Source organism: Amycolatopsis sp. NPDC114504 (assembly GCF_055633595.1).
The window spans coordinates 1,046,306-1,067,284 of sequence record NZ_JBVKDU010000006.1 but is presented as its reverse complement, the minus strand read 5'-3'; the positions used below and the strand labels follow the sequence as shown (position 1 = coordinate 1,067,284).

19 protein-coding genes are annotated in these 20,979 nt (G+C 72.7%); 11 read left to right on the top strand and 8 right to left on the bottom strand.

Features of this window, described 5'->3' with window-relative positions; all coding sequences use genetic code 11:
* Positions 1-23: 23 nt before the first annotated feature.
* The gene (locus tag ACZ7PG_RS46620; RefSeq protein ID WP_470245640.1) at positions 24-1,241 is read right to left on the bottom strand and encodes an MFS transporter; all 1,218 of its coding nucleotides are present in this window, start codon (positions 1,239-1,241) and stop codon (positions 24-26) included.
* Between the two features lie 99 nt (positions 1,242-1,340).
* Positions 1,341-2,123: an IclR family transcriptional regulator gene (locus tag ACZ7PG_RS46615; RefSeq protein WP_470245639.1), complete on the bottom strand. Its 783-nt coding sequence runs from the start codon at positions 2,121-2,123 to the stop codon at positions 1,341-1,343.
* Between the two features lie 84 nt (positions 2,124-2,207).
* Between ACZ7PG_RS46615 and hutH the strand changes: the two genes are divergently transcribed.
* The 6 genes from hutH (at position 2,208) to ACZ7PG_RS46585 (ending at position 10,315) form a co-directional block, all read left to right on the top strand.
* Positions 2,208-3,734 carry a histidine ammonia-lyase gene (gene hutH / locus ACZ7PG_RS46610; protein ID WP_470245638.1) on the top strand — a complete coding sequence of 509 codons (1,527 nt, stop codon included), beginning with the start codon at positions 2,208-2,210 and terminating at the stop codon, positions 3,732-3,734.
* Positions 3,735-3,736: 2 nt separating this feature from the next.
* Positions 3,737-5,389, top strand: a complete 1,653-nt coding sequence (gene hutU / locus ACZ7PG_RS46605; RefSeq protein WP_470245637.1) for a urocanate hydratase — start codon at positions 3,737-3,739, stop codon at positions 5,387-5,389.
* Positions 5,386-6,582, top strand: coding sequence for an allantoate amidohydrolase (locus tag ACZ7PG_RS46600; protein ID WP_470245636.1), 1,197 nt, complete (start codon positions 5,386-5,388; stop codon positions 6,580-6,582). The genes hutU and ACZ7PG_RS46600 overlap by 4 nt, the downstream gene beginning before the upstream one ends.
* 101 nt (positions 6,583-6,683) lie before the next feature.
* Positions 6,684-7,916 (top strand): formimidoylglutamate deiminase, encoded by a 1,233-nt coding sequence (locus tag ACZ7PG_RS46595; protein ID WP_470245635.1) that lies wholly within the window; start codon positions 6,684-6,686, stop codon positions 7,914-7,916.
* Positions 7,904-9,049 (top strand): imidazolonepropionase, encoded by a 1,146-nt coding sequence (gene hutI / locus ACZ7PG_RS46590; RefSeq protein WP_470245634.1) that lies wholly within the window; start codon positions 7,904-7,906, stop codon positions 9,047-9,049. The genes ACZ7PG_RS46595 and hutI overlap by 13 nt, the downstream gene beginning before the upstream one ends.
* Positions 9,050-9,157: 108 nt before the next feature.
* Complete coding sequence (locus ACZ7PG_RS46585; RefSeq protein WP_470245633.1) at positions 9,158-10,315, top strand: FAD-dependent oxidoreductase; 1,158 nt, start codon at positions 9,158-9,160, stop codon at positions 10,313-10,315.
* Here ACZ7PG_RS46585 and ACZ7PG_RS46580 read toward each other — a convergent pair.
* The 3 genes from ACZ7PG_RS46580 to ACZ7PG_RS46570 form a co-directional block, all read right to left on the bottom strand.
* Positions 10,299-11,165, bottom strand: a complete 867-nt coding sequence (locus ACZ7PG_RS46580) for an esterase/lipase family protein (protein ID WP_470245632.1) — start codon at positions 11,163-11,165, stop codon at positions 10,299-10,301. The genes ACZ7PG_RS46585 and ACZ7PG_RS46580 overlap by 17 nt on opposite strands.
* 136 nt (positions 11,166-11,301) lie before the next feature.
* Positions 11,302-12,909 carry a sialidase family protein gene (locus ACZ7PG_RS46575; RefSeq protein WP_470245631.1) on the bottom strand — a complete coding sequence of 536 codons (1,608 nt, stop codon included), beginning with the start codon at positions 12,907-12,909 and terminating at the stop codon, positions 11,302-11,304.
* Positions 12,906-14,339 carry an acyltransferase gene (locus ACZ7PG_RS46570; protein WP_470245630.1) on the bottom strand — a complete coding sequence of 478 codons (1,434 nt, stop codon included), beginning with the start codon at positions 14,337-14,339 and terminating at the stop codon, positions 12,906-12,908. Before ACZ7PG_RS46570 ends, ACZ7PG_RS46575 begins: the two co-directional genes overlap by 4 nt.
* A 201-nt stretch (positions 14,340-14,540) precedes the next feature.
* Between ACZ7PG_RS46570 and ACZ7PG_RS46565 the strand changes: the two genes are divergently transcribed.
* A complete protein-coding gene (locus ACZ7PG_RS46565; RefSeq protein WP_470245629.1) occupies positions 14,541-15,665 on the top strand; it encodes an inorganic phosphate transporter in 1,125 nt (374 codons plus the stop codon).
* 8 nt (positions 15,666-15,673) lie between these two features.
* Positions 15,674-15,895, top strand: coding sequence for a hypothetical protein (locus ACZ7PG_RS46560; RefSeq protein ID WP_470245628.1), 222 nt, complete (start codon positions 15,674-15,676; stop codon positions 15,893-15,895).
* Here ACZ7PG_RS46560 and ACZ7PG_RS46555 read toward each other — a convergent pair.
* Complete coding sequence (locus ACZ7PG_RS46555; RefSeq protein ID WP_470245627.1) at positions 15,877-16,635, bottom strand: hypothetical protein; 759 nt, start codon at positions 16,633-16,635, stop codon at positions 15,877-15,879. The two genes, ACZ7PG_RS46560 and ACZ7PG_RS46555, sit on opposite strands and share 19 nt — an antisense overlap.
* Positions 16,632-16,841 (bottom strand): hypothetical protein, encoded by a 210-nt coding sequence (locus ACZ7PG_RS46550; RefSeq protein WP_086863938.1) that lies wholly within the window; start codon positions 16,839-16,841, stop codon positions 16,632-16,634. The genes ACZ7PG_RS46555 and ACZ7PG_RS46550 overlap by 4 nt, the downstream gene beginning before the upstream one ends.
* A 27-nt stretch (positions 16,842-16,868) precedes the next feature.
* Between ACZ7PG_RS46550 and ACZ7PG_RS46545 the strand changes: the two genes are divergently transcribed.
* The 3 genes from ACZ7PG_RS46545 to ACZ7PG_RS46535 are packed head-to-tail and all read left to right on the top strand — an operon-like array spanning position 16,869 to position 19,852.
* On the top strand, positions 16,869-17,594 hold the full coding sequence (locus ACZ7PG_RS46545; RefSeq protein WP_470245626.1) for a dienelactone hydrolase family protein: 726 nt from the start codon (positions 16,869-16,871) through the stop codon (positions 17,592-17,594).
* 21 nt (positions 17,595-17,615) lie between these two features.
* On the top strand, positions 17,616-19,181 hold the full coding sequence (locus ACZ7PG_RS46540; protein ID WP_470245625.1) for a sensor histidine kinase: 1,566 nt from the start codon (positions 17,616-17,618) through the stop codon (positions 19,179-19,181).
* Positions 19,178-19,852 (top strand): response regulator, encoded by a 675-nt coding sequence (locus ACZ7PG_RS46535; RefSeq protein WP_470245624.1) that lies wholly within the window; start codon positions 19,178-19,180, stop codon positions 19,850-19,852. Before ACZ7PG_RS46540 ends, ACZ7PG_RS46535 begins: the two co-directional genes overlap by 4 nt.
* On the opposite strand, the gene ACZ7PG_RS46530 is transcribed toward ACZ7PG_RS46535, so the two are convergent.
* Positions 19,797-20,942, bottom strand: a complete 1,146-nt coding sequence (locus ACZ7PG_RS46530) for an FAD-dependent monooxygenase (protein ID WP_470245623.1) — start codon at positions 20,940-20,942, stop codon at positions 19,797-19,799. The two genes, ACZ7PG_RS46535 and ACZ7PG_RS46530, sit on opposite strands and share 56 nt — an antisense overlap.
* Positions 20,943-20,979: the final 37 nt, after the last annotated feature.

Sequence of the window (20,979 nt, the reverse complement as noted above, 5' to 3'; positions counted from 1 at the left end):
ATGTGCGGACGCGACAACTGAGGTCATGGTTCCTCCAGCCCGACCCGGCGCCACGCCCTCGCGATCGGCACGGCCACCGCGGCACCCGCCGCCCCGGCCGCGGCGATGGTGTGGGCCGGGCTCAGCACGTCGGCGAGCGCACCCGCCGCGGCCGCGCCGACGCCCTGCACGGTGATCAGCCCCGCCGAGTTCACGCCCGCGCACTGCGCGCGGTGCTCGTCGGGCACCCGGCGCATGAACGAGACCGTGCCCTGGATGTTGTAGCCGGTGGCCAGCAGCCCCGACGCCGCCAGCAGCACCACCGACAGCACCAGCCCCGGCCGGAAGACGAACAGGACCAGCGGTAGCCCCGCCGCGATCCCGAGCCAGCCCAGCACGCGGACCTGCGCGCGTTCCGGGATCCACTTCCCGAACACGACGCCGCCCAGCACGCTGCCCGCCGGGTCCGCCGCCATGAGCAGGCCCACCAGCGCCGCGCCCGCGCCGATCCCGGCCGCGTACGGCGCCGCCAGCGCCTCCGGCACGACGTAGAAGCCGGCCAGCCAGTTCAGCGCCACCAGCGTCCGCAACGCCGGGTCGCGCCAGATCAGCCGGATCCCCGCGGACGTCGTCGAGAGCCACGCCGGCCGGACCGCCTGCGCCACCGCCGCCCGGCGACGCACGCCGGTGACCAGGAACGCCGCCGAGAGCACGAACGTCACCGCGTCCAGCGCCAGTGCCGCGGACGGCGCGAGCGCGGCGATCAGCAGCCCGCCGCCGGCGAACCCGGCCAGCTGCGCGCCCTGGATCGTCACGTTCCGCAGGGCCATCCCGACCAGGTAGCGCTCGCCTTCGAGCACCGAGGGCAGCAGCGCCTGCTGCGCCGCCTTGAACGGCCCGCCCAGCGCCGTCATCACCGCGACCAGCACGCACAGCACCCAGAGCGGAACGCCGGGGACCGCGATGACGGCGACCAGCGCGGCGCGGGCCAGATCGGTGACGACCATGACGTCCCGGCGCGGCCACCGGTCGCCCGCGCCGGCCAGGAGGATCCCGCCGAGCAGCGAGGGCACGTACGTCAGGGCGTAGGTCAGGCCGGTCAGGGCCGCCGAGCCGGTGCGCTGGTAGACGAGGACGGCGAGCGCGACGCGGGCGAGCTGGTCCCCGCAGATGGACAGCAGTTCGGCGACCCACATCGCGCGGAACTCGGCGACGGCCAGGACCGCGCCGAACCCCACGCGCGTCACCCGTGCGTCGTCCATCAGCCGACGTCCCCTCGAAGCCCCTGTTCAGCCACGGTAATAACCCAGCGGAGTGGAATCGAGCCGTTCGGTGACAGTTGCCCCGATCGCAGCAGCGGGTCAGCCCGGGTGGCCGCCGATGCGGCTGGTCAGCTCGGCCGCCGTCGCCGCCACCTCGGCCGCCAGGTCCGGCCACGTCTCCGTGCACGGGTCGGCGGCGCAGTGGTGGCGCAGGGTGACGCTGATCGCCGCCAGCGGGCGGGCGCCGTGGTCGAAGACCGGGGCCGCCACCGAGGCGAACCCCGCCGTCACGTGGCCGTCCTCGACCGACCAGCCGAGCCGGCGCTCCGCTGTCAACGTCCGGCGCAGGTCGGCGAGGGTGTGCGGGCCGCGGCCGGTGCGGAGGACGAACGACGACGGCGACGGGAACAACGCCCGGACGTGCGGGGCAGGCAGGTGGCGCAGGATCGCCCGGCCGGACGCCGTCAGCTGGGCCGGCAGCCGGACGCCGACCTCGGTCACCAGCGTCTCCGGCCGGGCCGGGCGCTCCTTGATCAGGTACAGCGACTCGTTGCCGTGCAGCACACCCAGGTGCGCGGTGTGGCCGGCGCGGTCGACGAGCTTGCGCAGCAGCGGCCCGGCCAGCCGTTCGAGGGGGTCGTGCCGGAGGTAGGCCGAGCCCAGCTCGAAGGCCGCGATGCCGAGGCCGTAGCGGCGTTCCGCGGGCAGGTGGACGACGAACCCGGCCGCCTCCAGCTCGCTGAGCAGGTGGTACGTCGTCGAGCGGGGGAGACCCGCTTCGCGCGCGATCGCCGCCGCGGTCACCGGACCCGGGCGCGTGGCCAGCAGGCTCAGCACCGCCAAGCCGCGGCGCAACGCCGGCACCTCGCTGCTCTCACCCATGACCCGAGCCTAATGTCTGGGATCCCAGACGGAACCACCCGTTGAGGCATCCCACCAGCGGGAAACGCCGTGTCCAATGAGCCCATGCCGGAAAAAGTGCTCCTGGGCCCGGAACCCCTGACCGCCGCCCAGGTCGTCGACGTCGTCCGCGGCCACGCGCCGGTCGGGCTCACGGACGCGGCCGAGAAGAACCTCGTCGCCACCCGCCAGCACATCGAAGACCTCGCCCACGCCGTCACGCCCACCTACGGCGTCTCGACCGGCTTCGGCGCGCTCGCCACCCGTCACATCCCCGTCGAGAGCCGGACCGCGCTGCAGCGCAGCCTGATCCGCTCGCACGCCGCCGGGGCCGGGCCCGCCGTCGAGACCGAGGTCGTCCGCGGACTCATGCTGCTGCGGCTGCGGACCCTTGCCAGCGGCTACACCGGCGTCCGCCCGGGCACCGCGCAAACGCTTGCGGCCCTGCTCAACGCCGGGATCACCCCGATCGTCCACGAGTACGGCTCGCTCGGCTGCTCCGGTGACCTCGCGCCCCTCGCCGCCGTCGCGCTCGCGCTCATGGGCGAAGGCGAAGTCGAGTACCGCGGCGCGATCGTGAAAGCGGAAGAAGCGCTGAAGGACGCCGGCATCGAGCCGGTCGTCCTCGCCGAGAAGGAGGGCCTCGCCCTCACCAACGGCACCGACGGCATGCTCGGCATGCTCCTGCTCGCCGCCGCCGACCTGCACCGGCTGTTCGACATCGCGGACATCACCGCCGCGATGAGCGTCGAGGCGCTGCTCGGCACCGACCGCGCGTTCGCCGCCGACCTCCAGGCCCTCCGGCCGCACCCCGGTCAGGCCACGTCCGCCGCGCGGATGTGGGCGGCGCTGCAGGGCTCGAAGATCGTCGAGAGCCACCGCGGGCCGGACTGCAACCGCGTCCAGGACGCGTACTCGCTGCGCTGCGCCCCGCAGGTCCACGGCGCCGCGCGCGACAGCCTCACCCACGCCGAACTCGTCGGCGACCGCGAGCTCATGTCCGCTGTGGACAATCCGGTCGTGCTCGCCGACGGCCGCGTCGAGTCCAACGGCAACTTCCACGGCGCGCCCGTCGCGTACGTGCTGGACTTCCTGGCCATCCCGGTCGCCGACGTCGCCAGCATCGCCGAGCGCCGCACCGACCGGATGCTCGACAAGGCCCGCTCGCACGGCCTGCCGCCGTTCCTCGCCGACGACCCCGGCGTCGACTCCGGCCACATGATCGCCCAGTACACGCAGGCCGCGATCGTCAGCGAGCTCAAGCGGCTCGCCGTGCCCGCGTCCGTCGACTCCATCCCGAGCAGCGCCATGCAGGAGGACCACGTCTCCATGGGCTGGTCGGCCGCGCGGAAGCTGCGCAAGGCCGTCGACGGCCTGACCACCGTGCTGGCCATCGAGCTGCTGACGGCGGCCCGGGCGCTGGACTTCCGCGCGCCGCTGGAGCCGTCGCCGGTCACCGGCCGCGTTCGCGACCTGCTCCGCACGAAGGTCGCGGGCCCCGGCCCCGACCGCCACCTGGCGCCCGAGATCGCGGCCGCCGAAGAACTCGTCCGCTCCGGCGCCGTCCTCGACGCCGCCCGTCTGGAGGTCTGAGAATGTCCCGCGTAGTCCGTGCCGCCCGCGGCACCCAGCTCACCGCCAAGTCGTGGCAGACCGAAGCCGCGCTGCGGATGTTCCACAACAACCTCGACCCCGACGTCGCCGAGCGGCCCGAGGACCTGGTCGTCTACGGCGGCACCGGCAAGGCCGCCCGCAACTGGGCCAGCTTCGACGCCATCACCCGCGAACTGACCTCGCTCGAGGTCGACGAGACGCTGCTCGTGCAGTCCGGCAAGCCGGTCGGCGTGTTCCGCACGCACGAGTGGGCGCCGCGCGTGCTCATCGCCAACTCGAACCTGGTCGGCGACTGGGCGACCTGGCCCGAGTTCCGCCGCCTCGAGCAGCAGGGCCTGACGATGTACGGCCAGATGACCGCGGGCTCGTGGATCTACATCGGCACCCAGGGCATCCTCCAGGGCACGTACGAGACGTTCGCCGCCGTCGCGAAGAAGAAGTTCGGTGGGTCGCTGCGCGGGACGTTGACGGTGACCGCCGGCCTCGGTGGCATGGGCGGCGCGCAGCCGCTCGCCGTGACCATGAACGACGGCGTCGCGCTGGTCATCGAGTGCGACCCGCAGCGCGCGCACCGCCGCGTCGAGACGCGCTACCTCGACGAGGTCGCCGACGACCTCGACGACGCGATCGCCCGCGTCACCAAGGCGAAGCAGGAGAAGCGGCCGCTGTCGGTCGCCGTCGTCGGCAACGCGGCCGAGGTGCTGCCGGAGCTGCTGCGCCGCGACGTCGAGGTCGACATCGTCACCGACCAGACGTCCGCGCACGACCCGCTTTCGTACCTGCCCAAGGGTGTCAGCGTCGACGACTGGCACGACTACGCGGCGAAGAAGCCCGACGAGTTCACCGACCGCTCGCGCGAGTCGATGGCCGACCACGTCGACGCGATGCTCGGCTTCCTCGACAAGGGCGCCGAGGTCTTCGACTACGGCAACTCCCTGCGCGGCGAGGCGAAGCTGGGCGGCTGCGAGCGCGCGTTCGACTTCCCCGGCTTCGTGCCCGCCTACATCCGCCCGCTGTTCTGCGAGGGCAACGGCCCGTTCCGCTGGGCCGCGCTCTCCGGTGACCCCGAGGACATCGCCGCGACCGACCGCGCGATGCTGGAACTGTTCCCGGAGAACGAATCCCTCGCCCGCTGGATCAAGCTGGCCGGCGAGCGCGTGGCGTTCCAGGGCCTGCCGGCGCGGATCTGCTGGCTCGGCTACGGCGAGCGGCACCTGGCCGGCCTGCGGTTCAACGAGATGGTCGCCAGCGGCGAGCTGAAGGCGCCGGTCGTCATCGGCCGCGACCACCTCGACTCCGGCAGTGTCGCTTCGCCGTACCGCGAGACCGAGGGCATGGCCGACGGCTCCGACGCGATCGCCGACTGGCCGCTGCTGAACGCGCTGGTCAACACGTCGTCGGGCGCCAGCTGGGTGTCGATCCACCACGGCGGCGGCGTCGGCATGGGCCGCTCGATCCACGCCGGGCAGGTGAGCGTCGCCGACGGGACGCCGCTGGCCGCGCAGAAGCTGGAGCGCGTGCTCACCAACGACCCGGGCATGGGTGTCATCCGCCACGTCGACGCCGGGTACGACCGCGCGAACGACGTCGCCGACGAACGCGGCGTGCGGGTGCCGATGCGGGACCAGGCGTGACGGCCTCCGGGCTGCTCGCCGAGATCGACGACGTCGGGCGCGACCCGAAGCGCGGCGGTTACTCCCGGCACGCGTTCGACGGACCGGAGCAGGACCTGCGCGCGTGGTTCGTCGAGCGCGCGCTGGGGCTCGAACTGGACGTCGAGACCGACCGCAACGGCAACATCTGGGCCTGGTGGGGGCCGCCGGGACGCAACGCCGTCGTCACCGGCAGCCACCTCGACTCGGTGCCCGGTGGTGGCGCGTTCGACGGCCCGCTCGGTGTCGCGAGCGCGCTGGCCGCCGTGGAGGCCTTGCGAGCCAAGGGGTTCCGGCCGGGCAAGCCGCTCGCCGTCGTGGTCTTCGCCGAGGAGGAGGGCGGCCGGTTCGGCGTCCCGTGCCTCGGCTCGCGGCTGCTCACCGGCACCATCGACGCCGACAAGGCGCGCGGCCTGCGGGACGCCGACGGCGTCACGTTCGCGGAAGCGGCCGCGAAGGCCGGCTTCGACCCGGCTCGGATCGGGCCCGACGCGGAGCGGCTCGACCGGATCGGCCGGTTCGTCGAGCTGCACGTCGAGCAGGGGCGCGGGCTCATCGACCTCGGTGCGCCGGTGGCCGTCGGCAGCACGGTGATCGCGCACGGGCGGTGGCGGTTCTCCTTCGAGGGGCAGGGAAACCACGCCGGCGCGACGCTCATCGCGGACCGGGCCGACCCGATGCTGCCCGCGGCCGCGACGGTCACCGCCGTCCGGCGGCTGGCCGCGAAAGTGCCGGACGCACGGGCGACCGTCGGCCGGCTCGTGCCGACCCCCGGCGGCACCAACGTCATCGCGTCGACAGTGGACCTCTGGCTCGACGCGCGGGTGCCGGGCTCGGGAACGCCCGAGCTGGTCGGCGAGATCAGCCGGGCCGCCTCCGCCGCCGCGGCCGAGGAAGGCTGCCGGGTCCAGGTGACGCGGGAGTCCTATTCGGACGATGTCGTGTTCGACGACGCGCTGCGCCGCGACCTCGGCGGCTGGCTCGGCGCGCCGCCGGAGCTGCCGACCGGCGCCGGCCACGACGCGGCGATCCTCGCCGGGTTCGTCCCGTCCGGAATGCTGTACGTGCGCAACCCGACCGGGATCAGCCACTCGCCGGAGGAGTTCGCCGAGTCCGACGACGTCGAAGCCGGCGCCGCTGCGCTGGCCACGGTGCTGGAACGGCTGGCGCGATGACCTCCGGCCCGCGGGGGCGCCCCCCGTTTCCAGCCTACCGCCCGGCACCGACAGTTTTCTGGTGCGAACAGGCCTGGCTGCCCGGCGGAATCGCTTCCGCGGTGCGGATCGACGTCTCGGACGGCCGGATCACGTCGGTGACCGCGGGCGCGCCCCGGAGTGGCGTTGTCCTGAATGGACTGACGCTGCCGGGGTTCGCGAACGGGCATTCGCACGCCTTCCACCGCGCCCTGCGCGGCCGGACGCACCACGAGCGCGGCACGTTCTGGACGTGGCGCGAGCGGATGTACGCGCTGGCCGCGCGGCTCGACCCCGACACGTACTACCGGCTGGCGCGCGGGGTCTACGCCGAAATGGTCCTCGGCGGGTACACGAGTGTCGGGGAGTTCCACTACCTGCACCACGCGCCCGGCGGGAAGCCGTACGCCGACCCGAACGCGATGGGGGAGGCCCTGCGCCAGGCCGCGGCGGACGCCGGGATCCGGCTGACGCTCCTCGACACGTGTTACCTCGCGGGCGGCATCGGCGTCGAGCCGGACGAAGTCCAGCGGCGGTTCTCCGACGGCTCGGCTTCGGCTTGGGCCTCGCGTGTGGCGGAGCTGAAGGAAGACGAACTGTTCCGGGTCGGCGCCGCGATCCACTCGGTGCGAGCGGTACCGGCGGCCGAACTGTCGACTGTGGACAGTGCGCGGGTCGTGCACGTCCACCTTTCCGAGCAGCGCGCCGAGAACGAGCAGTGCCAGGCCGCGTACGGCCGCACGCCCACCGAGCTGCTGCACGACCACGGCGTGCTGACCGACCGGCTGGTCGCCGTGCACGCCACCCACCTGACGGCGTCGGACATCGACCGGCTGAGCGTAGCGCGGGCGTGCTTCTGCCCGACGACCGAACGCGACCTCGGCGACGGCATCGGCCCGGCCCGCGCCCTGCGGGACGCCGGGTGCCGGCTGAGCGTCGGCAGCGACTCCAACGCCGTCGTCGACGCCTTCGAGGAGACGCGCGCGCTGGAGCTGGACGACCGCCTCGCCAGCGAAGAGCGCGGCCGGTTCACCGCCGAGGAGCTCCTCGAAGCCGGCACCGACCACGCCGCCCTCGGCTGGTCCGAGGTCGGCTCGCTTTCCGCCGGGCAGGGCGCGGACCTCGTCACGGTCGGCCTGGACTCGGTCCGGACGGCCGGGATCGAGCCGTCCGGGGTCCTGTTCGCGGCTTCCGGCGCCGACGTCCGGCACGTCGTCGTGGCGGGCCGCGAGGTCGTGCGGGAAGGTGAACACCAGCTGGTCGAGCGACCGGAAACCGTTCTGGCGAAGGAGATCGAGGCACTGTGGCAGTCCTGATCACGGGTATCGGCGAGCTCACCACGAACGACGTCGGACTGGGCCGGCTCACCGACGCCGCGCTCGTCATCGACGGCGCCCAGATCGCGTGGGCAGGCCCCGCCGCCCAGGCGCCGGACGCCGACGAGCGCGTCGACGTCGAGGGCCGCGCGGTGCTGCCCGGCTGGGTCGACAGCCACACGCACCTCGTCTTCGCCGGCGACCGCACCGCCGAGTTCGAGGCGCGGATGGCCGGAAAGCCCTACACGGCGGGCGGAATCGCGATCACGGTCGGTGCGACGCGCGAGGCGTCCGACGAGCAGCTGGCGGCGAACCTGCGTCGTCATGTCGACGAAGCGGCTCAGCAGGGGACGACCTGCCTGGAGACCAAGACGGGCTACGGCCTCACGGTCGCCGACGAAGCGCGAAGCGCGCGGATCGCCGCGGAGGTCGCCGACGAGGTCACATTCCTCGGCGCGCACCTGGTACCGCCGGGCGCCGACGCGGAGTCCTATGTGGACTTGGTGTGCGGCGAGATGCTCGACGCCGTCGCGGGGAGCGTGCGCTGGGCGGACGTCTTCTGCGAGACCGGCGCGTTCGACGAGGCCCAGTCGTCACGGGTGCTCAAGGCCGCCGCCGGGCGCGGGCTCGGCCTGCGCGTGCACGGCAACCAGCTCGGCGAGGGGCCAGGCGTGCGGCTCGCGGTGGAGCTCGGCGCGGCGAGCGTCGACCACTGCACCTACCTCTCGGACGCCGATGTCGAAGCACTGGCCGCTTCGGACACCGTCGCGACTTTGCTGCCCGCGTGCGATTTGTCGACGAGGCAGTCCCTGGCGCCGGCGCGGCGGCTGCTCGACGCGGGCGCGACGGTCGCGCTCGCCAGCAACGCCAACCCGGGCAGCTCGTACACGACGTCGATGGCGTTCTGCGTCGCGACGGCCGTGCTGCAGATGCGCATGACGATCGAGGAGGCCGTCTGGTCGGCGACGGCGGGCGGCGCGAAGGCGTTGCGCCGCGACGACGTGGGCTTCCTGCGGCCCGGCGCGCGGGCGGACGTCCACGTGCTCGACGCGCCGTCGGTGACGCACCTGGCCTACCGGCCGGGAGTGCCGCTGACGAAGTCGGTGTGGCGCGCCGGGGATCGCGTGCGCTAACGTCGGAACCGAGGACGCGCGAAGACACAGTCCGGTATGGGTTAGTCCGGGCAGGCGCAAGCAGGCTTACCTGTGCGTCCCTTCCTCATCCGTGACGAAGGGACAGCTGTGTCCGTGATCATCATCGGTGCCGGTCTGGGTGGCCTGTGCCTCGCGCAGGGCCTGCGCCGAGCCGGAATCCCTTGCCAGGTCCACGAACGCGACGAGTCGGCCGGCGCGCGCAAGCAGGGTTACCGGCTGCACATCGGCGGCGACGGCGATTCGGCGTTGCGCGCGGTGCTGCGTCCCGAGCTGCACGAGCTCTTCCGCGCCACCGCGGGCCGGGCCCGGCCGCACACCAACATCTACGACGATCGGTTGCGGCTGCTCACGCGCCTGGAAGACGAGGGGACGCACCTCAACATCAACCGCTTCACGCTGCGGCAGATCCTGCTGCACGGCCAGGAAGTCGCGTACGGCAAGCAGTTCACGCACTACGAGACCGACGTGGACGGGGTGACCGCGCACTTCGCCGACGGGACGTCGGCCCGGGGCACGCTGCTGGTCGGCGCGGACGGGATCAACTCGCCGGTGCGGCGGCAGTACCTCCCGCACGCCGAGGTCGTCGACGCCGGGCTCGTGCACCTGTACGGCCGGATCCCGCTGACCCCGGCCACCCGGCGGTTGTTCGACCCGGAGATGTTCGCGATCTTCACCATGATGGTCGGCCCGGACCGGACGATGGTGGGGTTCGCGCCGGTCGACTATCCCGAGCCGGTAGCCGGCGCGTGCGCTCGCCTGGTGCCCGACCTGGAGCTGCGCGACGGCGAGCCGTACATGACGTGTTCCGTCGGTGCCCGCTGGGAAGTCGTCGGCCACACCGAGGCGGAGCTGGCCGCGATGACCCCGGACGACCTGCGGAAGGTCGCGCTCGGGCTGGTCGAGGACTGGAACCCGCTGGCGCGCGCGATGGTCGAGCACTGGGACGTCCCCGCGACGTTCCCGCAGCCGATCCGCACGAGCGTGCCGATCGGGCCGTGGGAACCGTCGCGGGTGACGCTCGTCGGCGACGCGATCCACGCGATGAGCCCGGCCGGCGGCGCGGGCGCCAACACCGCCTTGCGCGACGGTGCGGCGCTGGCGTCCGCGCTGGCCGGGGCTCCGCTGCTCGAGGCCGTGGCGGCTTACGAGTCCGCGATGGTGGAGTACGGCTTCGACGCCGTCCGGGAGTCCGCCGAGAACGGCCGCCGGTTCCTCGGGCAGAACCCGCTCACAGCGGAAGCGTGAACGGCGTGCACTTCGGCGTGTAGGACGAGTCCAGCGCGTGCAGGATCAGGCCGGTGACGTTGGGGTCGATCGCCTGGCTCAGGTGACCCGAGGCGTCGGACGGGCAGAAGTCCTGCAGCACGATGTCCGTCGCGCCCGGCTCGTTCAGGATGCCGCTGGTGTAGGGCGTGACGACCTCGTCGTACTTGCTGACGATGCTCGTGTACGACGGCCCGGCGACGTGCACGCCGCCGCGGGCGAGGTCGTCCAGGAAGGTCGACGGCGCCAGGTACTCCGTGCAGGAGCCGCAGGCGGTCTTCAGGACCAGGCCCAGCCCGGGCACGGTCGTGAGCAGCGCTTTCGCCAGCTTGTCGAGGCCGCCGAGGGTGGTGCCGCGGTAGTTCGCGCCGAAGCCGACGAAGTGCGCGACCTTCGCGGCACCGCCGCCGTACTTCAGGTAGTACGCGGGCATCGTGCTGCCCTCGGAGTGGCCGACGATGTCGGCCTTCGCGGCGCCGGTCGCGGACCGCACCCGGTCGACGAACCGGCCGAGCTGCGCGGCGCTGTCCCGCATCGACGCGAGCCCGCCGACGCCCGGGCCGAGGATGCCGGTGCCGTAGGTCAGCGAGAAGACGCAGTAGCCCTGGGCGGCGATCTTCGGAGCGTGGAAGAACCAGTTGACGGTGTCGTTGGCGCCGAGGCCGTGCACGAGGACGACGGGCTCCGGGTGCGCGGCCGACGGACGGCATCCCCAGTCGTTCCAGCCGCTGCTCGGTGCCGCTTCGGCGATCGATGGCGCGACCGCGCCGAAGGTGAGCGCCGCGGCGAGCACGGTCAGGATTCGCTTGACACCGCCGTTGGTGACCCGCATTCCGTTGCCTCCAGTTACCCGTCAGTAGGTGATGCAGATCATGGTCTGTCACATACCGCTGGAAGCGACCTGGGAGAACGCTCAGAGATGACCGGGGATGATTGTGACCGGTCACAATCATCCCCGGTCGTGGACCTCAGGTGGTGATCACTACCCGGCGACACTGGTTAGTGCCGCCCGCCTGCTCGTTGACCTTCACCCCGGCCGCGGTCCCGCTGAGCGCCGAGTTGTCGCCCGCGGACAGGTCGAAGTGGATCAGCGTCTCGCCGTTGACCGCGGCCGTCACCGTGCCGGAGCGGACGGCTGCCGCCAGCGTGTGGAACCCGCCCGCGTTGACCGGCTTGCCCGTCACGATCGCCAGCTGCGTCAACGTGCCGCCGATCGCCTTGTAGACCCGGAGGTTCGCCCCTCCGGTCTCGGCCGTGAACAGCAGGTAGTTCCCCGAGTCGGTGTAGCGCAGGAACAGGCCGAACCCGGCCTGGCCCGTCCACGCGAAGTCGGCCTCGACGCGGTGGTCCGCGCTGCTGGTCTCGAGGACTGCGTGGTCGGCGACGTTGTCGGCGCTGGCCGAGCGCAGCACCCCGTCGGTCACCGTCACCGCGCCGTTGCCCGTCCACCACGGGATCGGGAGGCCGCCGTTCGGCTGCTGGAACGTCGTGCCGAGCACGAGCTGGTCGTAGTTCGACCAGGCCGCGTCCCGCTCGCCGGGGATGGACCCGAGTGGCGTCGCCTGCGCCCCGCTGCCGAGGTACGTGAACGCCAGCCGCGAATCCGTGCTCGTCGAGTCCTCGGCGGCCAGCACCGTGAAGACCTGACCCGGCGTCGTCTCCAGCATCGACGCGTACGTCGACATCCCGCCCTTCGGCGGCGTCTGGACGACGACCGGCGGCAGCCACGTCGTGCCGCGGTCGCGCGTGCCTCGCACCGCGAACCGGCGGGACGCGTCCCGCACGTAGACGACGATCGTGTCGTCGGCCAGCCACGCCGAGGACGGGCGGCCGCTGCCGGCGAACGCCGCGGCCGGGGTGGACCAGGTGGTGCCGTTGTCGGTGGACAGGGCCGCCCCGATCGAGGCGTTGTTGCCCCAGCGGAACGTCAGGAACAGCGCGTTGTCCCGCTGCACCAGGTACGGCTCCTGGTAGTCGCGGCCGGCGGTCTGGCCGTTGACGAGCTTCGTCGACGTCCACGTGCCGCCGTTGTCGGTCGAGCGGGCCAGCCAGACCGAGTCGAACGTGTCGCCGGAGCTCTTCGAGTAGTGCGTGGCCAGCAGGGAGTTGTCGGGGAGCTGGACGACCGGCGCGGTGATCGCCGACGACGGCAGGCTCGCGTCGATCCGCGTCTCGGCGCTCCACGTCGCGCCGCTGTCGGTCGAGGAACGGAAGAACGAGCCGGCGGCGTTGACCGAGGTCGTGCCTTTGAAGTAGGTCAGGTAGAGCGTGGTGCCGGCGCGGCTGAGCGACACCGACGGGTCGCGGTAGTCGGTGCCCGCGGACGCGGCGACGATGGTCGCCGGCGCGGACCACGTCCGGCCCTGGTCGGGGCTCGAGGTGGCGCGCAGGAAGCCGTCGCGGCTGACGTAGTGGTTGCTGCCCTGGCGGAAGACGGCGTACAAAGTGCCGTCCGGCAGCCGGGTCACGCTGGGGAACGCCGAGTGCTGGGTGTCCTGTCCATAAGCGATGGTCGGCTTGGCCGGCCGGACGGTCCGGGTGACGCCGCTGGGGCTGTCGGGTTGCCGCAAGGTCATGGACCGACCGTAGCGGCGGGCCCGGCGGGGGTGCTCGCCTTTTCCCCGGTTCGCCCGAACAGCGTCACGACTACTCCGATCGAGGCAACCAGGCCGCAGAGCCACGCGAACCAGTCGCCGAAGCGGGCGTAGGGCGTGTGGCCCGGGCCGAGCGGGACGTCGGCGACGACCACCGTGAACGGGCTGCCGCCGGTGTGGGCGTCGGCCAGGACGTGGCCGCCGGCGTCGGCGAGCATCGGCGTGCCGCGGGCGGCGCTCCACGCGACCGAGAACCCGTTCTCGACGCCGCGGATCAGCGCCGTGCGGCTGTGTTCCCAGCCGTCGACGTCCTCGTCGGACGCCGGGACGAGCACGAGACCCGTGCCGGCTTCGCCGTATTCGCCGCTGGGGTCGGCGAAGTTGACGTCCATGCACACCATGAGCCCGATCCCGGCGAGGCGCGCGAGCTCGGTGCCGGACGCGAGGTTCGGCGAATTCCCGTTGTGCCACTTGCGGTATTCGACCGGAGCGCCGGATGGCGGAATGGCCAGAGCGGCGTTGAACCGGCCTTCGGGGGTGGTGTCGAGGACGCCGGTGACGACGTCGAGACCGCGGACCCGGGCGACCTCGGCGAAGGCGTCGACGAGGCGCGGGCGGCTGGCCTGGTCGACCGCGAAGGCGGCTTCCGGGAGCACGACGGCCCGGACGCCGTCCGGCAGCCGGCCGATCTGGTCCACATAGGACCGGACGAGCGCCTGGCCGTCCGGCGTGGCGACGTCGACCGCCCAGCGGTTCTGCCCCGGCGCGACCAGGGCGATCCGCGTCGACGGCCCGGTCGGCGCCGGCACGTTCCAGAAGACGAGCGTGCCCAGCGCGGCGGCCACGGCGACCAGCCCGGTCAGCCGGGCCAGGCCGCGGACGCGGGGCGCGAGCGCGGCGGCCACGGCGGCCGGGACGAACAACACCAGGAACTCCACGCCCCAGCCGCCGGTCACCGCGGCGACCCGCAGGACGTCCGGCCGGTCGGCCTGGGTGGTCATCAGGGTGCCCATGAGCCCGGTCGGGTTCAGCAGCGAGACGACGTAGAGCGCGGCGGTCCACAACGCGGGTGCGGCGAGCGCGGCCAGAAAACCGTGGCCGCGCCGGACCAGCGACCGGAACAGCCCGACGGCCAGTGCGAACAGCAGCGCGCTGCCGCCGAGGATCGCGAGCGCGGCCGGCCGGGGAACCGCCAGGGAGTGCCAGAAGTAGCTCCAGCTGCCGGAGCTGCCGGCGAGGTAGGCGACGAACGCGCAGCCGAGCGCGGCCGCGCCGGGGACGCGCGGGGCGAGCAGGAGGATCGGCAGCGGCGCGAGCCAGGCGAGCTCGGGCACCGGGTCCAATCCCGTCCCGAAGAAGAACAACACCGCCGACGCCGTCGTCGCGACGACCGCCCACCCGAGCTTGTTCATCGCTGCCCCTTTCGTCCGGCATCGACGGTCGCAGGCGAATCGGCCGGGGGCACTGGGCCAGACCACCGGGTCCGGGGTGGGGCTCTCCCCACCTCGGTTCATCCGAAGTTCAGGGAGCCGTCACACGACAGGGATCGGAGCCTGTCTTGTTGATCAGTAGCGTTGCTAACGAACCGTCTCCGGCATCGGAAGAGGGCCGCCATGGACTTCTCACTCATCGTGCTGGTGGTGATCGTCGCGGCACTGGCCTTCGACTTCACCAACGGCTTCCACGACACGGCCAACGCGATGGCGACCTCGATCGCCACCGGCGCGCTGAAACCGCGGATGGCGGTCGCCGTGTCCGCCGTGCTGAACCTCGTCGGCGCGTTCCTCTCGGTGGAGGTCGCGAAGACGATCTCCGGCGGCATCGTCGACGACACCAAGGTGACGCCGGTGATCATCTTCGCCGGCCTGGTCGGGGCGATCGTGTGGAACCTGGTGACGTGGCTCATCGGGCTGCCGTCGAGCTCGTCGCACGCCCTCTTCGGCGGGCTGATCGGCGCCACCTGGATCGCCTCGGGCTCGGACGCCGTCCACTTCGGGAAGGTCGTCGAGAAGGTCCTGATCCCCGCGCTCGCCTCGCCGATCGTCGCCGGGATCGTCGCGACGCTCGGCACCTTCCTCGTCTACCGGATCACCGCCCGGGCCAAGGAAAAGACCGTCGGCAAGACGTTCAAAGCCGGTCAGATCGCGTCGGCTTCGCTGGTCTCGCTCGCGCACGGCACCAACGACGCGCAGAAGACCATGGGCGTCATCACGCTGACGCTGATCGCGTCGGGCTCGCTCGCGCCGGGCTCGAACCCGCCGATCTGGGTCATCCTCACCGCGGGGGCCGCGATCGCGCTGGGCACCTACCTCGGCGGCTGGCGGATCATCCAGACGATGGGCAAGAAGCTCACGGAAATCCAGACGCCGCAGGGCTTCGCGGCCGAAACCAGCGCCGCGGCGGTCATCCTCACCTCGGCGCACCTCGGGTTCGCGCTCTCGACCACGCACGTCTGCTCGGGCGGCATCATCGGCTCGGGCCTGGGCCGCCGGCTCGCCGAGGTCCGCTGGGGCGTCGCCGGGAAGATGGTCGTGGCCTGGGCGCTGACGCTGCCCGCCGCCGCGATCGTCGGCGCGGTCGCCGCGGAGGTGTCGACGCTCGGCACCTGGGGCACGGTCCTGATCGGCCTCGCCGGGGTCGTCGTCGCCGTGGGTATCTACCTCGCGTCGAAGCGGAACCCGGTCAACGCCAACTCCATCAACGAGTCCGAGCCGGCCGCGCAGCCGGCCAACGCCTGAGGAGCGCCGTGCACATCGATTGGGGTTCCCTCGGTCTCGTCTTCGTCGTCGCGCTGGCCTCGGTGGTCGTGCTGACGAGCCTGTTCTCCTTCGGGGTGGTCGGGCTCTCGCACCGCGAGTCGGCCCGCGAATCGGGTGCCTCGGGCACCGGTCCGCTGGCCGGGGCGGTGATCTGCTTCGTGCTGTGCGCGGCGATCGTCGGCTACGGGATCTACTTGATCGTCGCCTGAGCGCGTTCCCGGAGGCCGTCCGGGAGCCCGCCGAGCATCGGGGCCAGCGCGCCCCGGCGCTCGGCGTTCAGGTGGTTCAGCATGTCCAGCGCCGGGGTCCACAGGTCTTCGTCGGCCCCGGCGGCGGTGATCAGCCGGCCGAGCCGGTGGGCCGGGAGCAGGCCGACGACGTGGTCGATGCGGCTCTTGTCGTCGAGCACGAACGCGATCCGCAGCAGGCCGGGGTCGTCGATCTCGTCGAGGGCGCGCCGCACGGTCGGGTCGGGTAGGTGCCCGACGAACCGGCCGAGGGTGATCCAGTCCTGCTTGCGCGCCAGTTCGTTCGCCACCGCGAGGACGGTTTCGAGGGGGATGCGGGAGATGATCGCGCTCGCGCGCCGCGGGTCGAGCTCGGCCGCGACCTCGGCGAGGAACCGCGGGTGCAGCCGCTTGGCGACGTCGACGCCGCGCGCGACGTCGACCACCCCGGCGATCCGGGCGCACAGCAGCGGGCCGAACACCTTCTCGGCGATCTTGGCGAGCACCCCGCCGGGCAGCAGCCGCGCGGCCAGCGCCATCCGCTGCAGGACGGCGATGTTCGCGTCGAACAGCGTGTCGGTGACCTGCTCGCGGAACGCCTGCAGGTCGTCGGCGTCGACGCGGGCGAGGTACTCGAGGCGGGCCGGCTCGACGGCGAGGACGCGCGCGAGCTTCAGGATCTCGGCTTCGGCTTCGTAGTCCGTCCCCGCCTGGTTCGTCACAGCCCGACCGCCTTGCGGACCGCTCCGCGCAGCAGCGCGGGGACGTACCGGAGGCCCTCTTCGCCCGCTTCGGCGAGCGCTTTCGCCTGCCGCCTGCGCGCGTCGCGCAGCGCGTCGGCGAGGTCCTGCCGTTCGTGCTCTTCGAGGGCCTCGATGCCTTCGGGGAGGTAGCCGCCCAACTGTTCGGCGAGTGTGCGCTCGGCCATGGTGGATCATCATGCATCATGCGGGACATGAGCATCGAGACGTCCACCGTCCGTGTCGGCGACCTTTCCGCGTACCTGGCCCGCCCGGCCGGTGGGTCGGAGCGCGGGATGCTGCTCCTGCCGATGATCACCGGCATCGGCGAGCAGGTCCGGGCCTGGGCCGGCGAGCTGGCCGGCCGCGGGATCACGGCGCTGACCTGGGACGTCTTCCACGGCGCGAGCACCGACAACACCTCCCGTGAGGACCTTGGCGCGAAGCTGGGCGAACTGCGGGACGAGGCGGCTCTGGCGGAGCAGACGGCGTTGCTCGACCACCTGCTCGGCGACCTCGGCTGTACGTCGGCCGGGGTCATGGGCTGGTGCCTCGGCGGCCGGTTCGCGCTCCTGCTCGCTGCCCGTGACCAGCGGCTTTCCGGTGTCGTCGCGTACCACCCGACGATCCGTCAGCCGGCGCCGCCGAACCACGACCTCGACACGGTCGCTTTGTCGACATCGATCACCGCGCCGGTGCTCGTCGCCTACCCGGAGGCCGACACCGTCGTCTCCCACGAGACGTTCGCCCGGCTGCAGACGGCGTTGCAGTCCCGACCGCGCGGTGCGACGTTCACCCAGCACTTCCCGGGTGCCGAACACGGCTTCAGCGACTCCTCGCGGCACGGCACCGCCGTCAACGCCGACGCGTACGCGCTGTCCTGGCCGCAGACGCTGGCCTTCCTGGACACCTTGACTTTCGGCAGTGGTCCGGCCCGCTGACGTGCTTGTAGCTTCGAACCTGTGCGAGAGGTGACGAAGCGCAGGTGGCGCGTGGTCCTGGACGTCGTCCTCGGCCTGTTCCTGGCCTTCACCGTCGTCGCCGACGCGCTGGGCGAGCGGACCTGGGAGCTCGTCGCCGGTCTCGCCGTCGTCGCGGGTTCGGTCGCGACGGCCCGGCGGTACCCCGTCGTCTCGCTCGGCATCGCACTGGTCGGGACGCTCACCGTCCCGTTCCCCTACGGCGACCGGGTGCCGGTGTGGACGGTGTTCGTGCTGGTGGCGATGAGCTACCAGGCCGCGCTGCGGATGGAACGGGCCCGTCCCGCCGTGGTGATCGGCGGGGCCGTCGCGCTGCTGGGCATCCCGGTGTCGCTGCTCGTCGCGCCCGACGGCCTCGGCGACTGGGGCTCGATGATGGCGATCCTGGTGTTCGCGGGGCTGTCGCCGTGGCTGCTCGGCCGGTACGTCCGGGTGCGCGGCGAGCTCGCGCGCACCGGCTGGCGCCGGGCCGAGGAGATGGAGAGCAGGCAGCGCCTGGTCGCCGACCAGGCCCGCCTGCGCGAGCGCGCGCGGATCGCCAGCGACATGCACGACTCGCTGGGTCACGAGCTGAGCCTGATCGCGGTCCGCGCGGCGGCGCTGGAGGTCGCGGACGGGCTCGGCGACGGCGGGCGTGCCGCGGCCACGCAGCTGCGGACCAGCGCCGCGGCCGCGACCGAACGGCTGCGCGAGATCATCGGCGTCCTGCGCGAGGACGCCGCGCCGGTCGAGCCGGTGCAGGGCGACCTCGGCGAGCTGATCGCGCGCGCCCGCGCGTCCGGCCTGCTCATCGACGCGGGCGTGGACAGCGAGCTGGCGCCGCCGATGGTCGCTCGCGCCGCCTACCGCGTGGTGCAGGAAGGCCTGACGAACGTCGCGAAGCACGCGCCCGGCGCCGCGGTGACCGTGCGCGTGACGAGCACCGGCGCGCAGACTTCGGTGAGTGTGGTGAACGCGCCGCGGCCCGCCGGACCGTTGCCCGGCGCCGCGTCCGGGCACCTCGGGCTGATCGGCCTGCGCGAGCGCGTCCGGCTCGTCGGCGGGACGCTGCACGCCGGCCCCCGCGACGGCGGGTTCGCCGTGACCGCGGAGCTGCCGCACGACGCCGAGCCGGTCGAGGAGACCCCGGAACGGCGGGAGGCGGCCGACGACGCCGTCGGGCAGTCGACGTCGGCCCGGGCGCTGGAGCTGGCCCGCCGCGACGTGCGGCGCAGCCTGATCCAGGCGGTCACCATCCCGGTAGCGCTGTTCGGCGTGCTCCTCGTGGTCAGCGGGATCGCTTTCCTCTACCAGTGGAACTCCTCGGAGCTGCCCGCCGGGGCCTACGAGCGGATGCGGGTCGGGCAGTCGCGCGCGGAGCTGAGCCTGCCGGAACGCCAGCGGTCCGCGCGTCCCGTGCGCGGCGAGCCGCCTCCGGTCCCCGGTGCCGAGTGCGAGTACTACGGCACCGGAAGATCGTGGCTCGACAACGACTACGCCGCCTACCGGCTGTGCTTCACCGACGGGAAGCTCGTTTCGAAGATCTGGTTCAGCGAGGGGGATTCGTGATCAGGGTCGTGCTGGCCGACGACGAGGCGCTGATGCGGGCGGGGGTGGCGGCGATCCTCGGTGCGGACGCGCGCATCGAGGTCGTCGCCGAGGCCGCCGACGGGCGTTCCGCGGTGTCGCAGGCGCTCGCCACCCACCCGGACGTCGTGCTGCTCGACATCCGGATGCCCGGGCTGGACGGGCTGGGCGCGGCGGAGGAGATCCGGCGGCTGCTGCCGTCGACCGGGGTCATCATGCTGACGACGTTCGGCGAGGACGAGTACATCGAGCGCGCGCTGGGGCTCGGCGCGGGCGGGTTCCTGCTGAAGTCGGGCGACCCGCGCGAGCTGCTGGCGGGCATCCACGCCGTCGCCGACGGGGCCGCGTTCCTCTCGCCGAAGGTGGCACAGCGGGTGATCGCGCGGCTGTCGGGCGGCCGGCTTTCCCGGGCCGCGGCGGCGCGGTCGAAGGTCGCGTCGCTGACACCCCGCGAGCGGGAAGTGTTGACGCTGGTGGGTTCCGGACTGTCCAATGCGGACATCGCGGCGAAGATGTTCGTCGTCGAGGGCACGGTGAAGGCGCACGTGAGCACGATCCTGACCCGGCTCGGGGTGAAGAACCGGGTGCAGGCGGCGATCACGGCGTACGAGGCGGGACTGGTCGGGGGAGACGCGGTGGACGCCACCCCGTGATGTCCTGGCCGACGCGGACGGTCACCGCCGCCGGGAGGACTTTCAGCAGGGCGGTGCGGAGCCCGACCGCGACCGGGGCGGCCAGCTGCGGGCCGATCTTGCCCATCCGGACGGACTCGCGGGCGACCTTCTGGCTGCGTGGCCGCCGTTCGCCGTCGTAGGCCAGGAGCGCTCCGTCGATGTCCTTTGTGGACAGGTGGTGGGCCAGCACGGTCGCGTCTTCGAGGGCCTGGCAGCCGCCTTGGCCGAGGAACGGCGGCATCGCGTGGGCGGCGTCGCCGAGCAGCGCGATCCGGCCTTTCACGTACGTCTCGAGCGGCGTGCCCAGGTGGTAGAGGTCGTGGTGCAGCACGGCTTCCGGCGGGGTGGCGTCGATGAGCGCCGGGATCGGGTCGTGCCAGTCTCTTGTGGACTGTCGCAGGTACTCCTTGGGGTCGGCCGGCCGGTTCCCCGGCTTCGCGAGGGCGGCGACCCACCAGTAGACGTCGTCGCCGGTCAGGGGGAGGACGCCGACCTCGGTGCCCCGGTCGAAGCTGGTGCTGAGCCGCGCGCCGGGAAATTTCGCGACGCCGCGGAACGCCGTGCTGCCGGAGTAGACGGGCTCGGGGTGGCGCGGGAAGAGCGCGTGGCGGATCGGGCTGCGGATGCCGTCGGCGGCGATGACGACGTCGGCTCGCAGCTCTCCGCCGGTGAAGCGGACCAGGCCGTCTTCATGGACTTCGGTGACTTCGGCGCCGGTCTTCAGGCTCTCGGCCGGGACGGCGTTCCGCAGCGCGGCGATCAGGTCCTTCCGGTGGATCGCGCCGAGCGGACGGCCGTGGATGCGTTCGAAGGCGGCGGAGTCGAAGCGGGTGACCCGCCGGCCGCGCCGGTCCTGGAACCCGCCCTCGTGCTGCGGGGCGAGGTGCTCACCCAGGTCGACGCCCAGTTCGTCGAGGCAGCGCAGGGCGTTCGGCCAGAGCGAGATCCCGGCGCCGACGTCCCCGAACTCCTCGGCCTGCTCGAGCACGGTGACGGTCCAGCCGATCCGGTGCAGCCCCGCGGCGGCACCCAGTCCGCCGATGCCGCCGCCGACCACGATCGCGTGCATGGCTCCTCCTCTACATCTGTAGAGGACTCTACACCTG

Coding starts and splice junctions, on each gene's coding strand:
- ACZ7PG_RS46620 (WP_470245640.1), bottom strand. CDS start 1,241: ATGGACGACGCACGGGTGACGCGCGTGGGGTTCGGCGCGGTCCTGGCC.
- ACZ7PG_RS46615 (WP_470245639.1), bottom strand. CDS start 2,123: ATGGGTGAGAGCAGCGAGGTGCCGGCGTTGCGCCGCGGCTTGGCGGTG.
- hutH (WP_470245638.1), top strand. CDS start 2,208: ATGCCGGAAAAAGTGCTCCTGGGCCCGGAACCCCTGACCGCCGCCCAG.
- hutU (WP_470245637.1), top strand. CDS start 3,737: ATGTCCCGCGTAGTCCGTGCCGCCCGCGGCACCCAGCTCACCGCCAAG.
- ACZ7PG_RS46580 (WP_470245632.1), bottom strand. CDS start 11,165: ATGCGGGTCACCAACGGCGGTGTCAAGCGAATCCTGACCGTGCTCGCC.
- ACZ7PG_RS46575 (WP_470245631.1), bottom strand. CDS start 12,909: ATGACCTTGCGGCAACCCGACAGCCCCAGCGGCGTCACCCGGACCGTC.
- ACZ7PG_RS46570 (WP_470245630.1), bottom strand. CDS start 14,339: ATGAACAAGCTCGGGTGGGCGGTCGTCGCGACGACGGCGTCGGCGGTG.
- ACZ7PG_RS46565 (WP_470245629.1), top strand. CDS start 14,541: ATGGACTTCTCACTCATCGTGCTGGTGGTGATCGTCGCGGCACTGGCC.
- ACZ7PG_RS46550 (WP_086863938.1), bottom strand. CDS start 16,841: ATGGCCGAGCGCACACTCGCCGAACAGTTGGGCGGCTACCTCCCCGAA.
- ACZ7PG_RS46545 (WP_470245626.1), top strand. CDS start 16,869: ATGAGCATCGAGACGTCCACCGTCCGTGTCGGCGACCTTTCCGCGTAC.
- ACZ7PG_RS46530 (WP_470245623.1), bottom strand. CDS start 20,942: ATGCACGCGATCGTGGTCGGCGGCGGCATCGGCGGACTGGGTGCCGCC.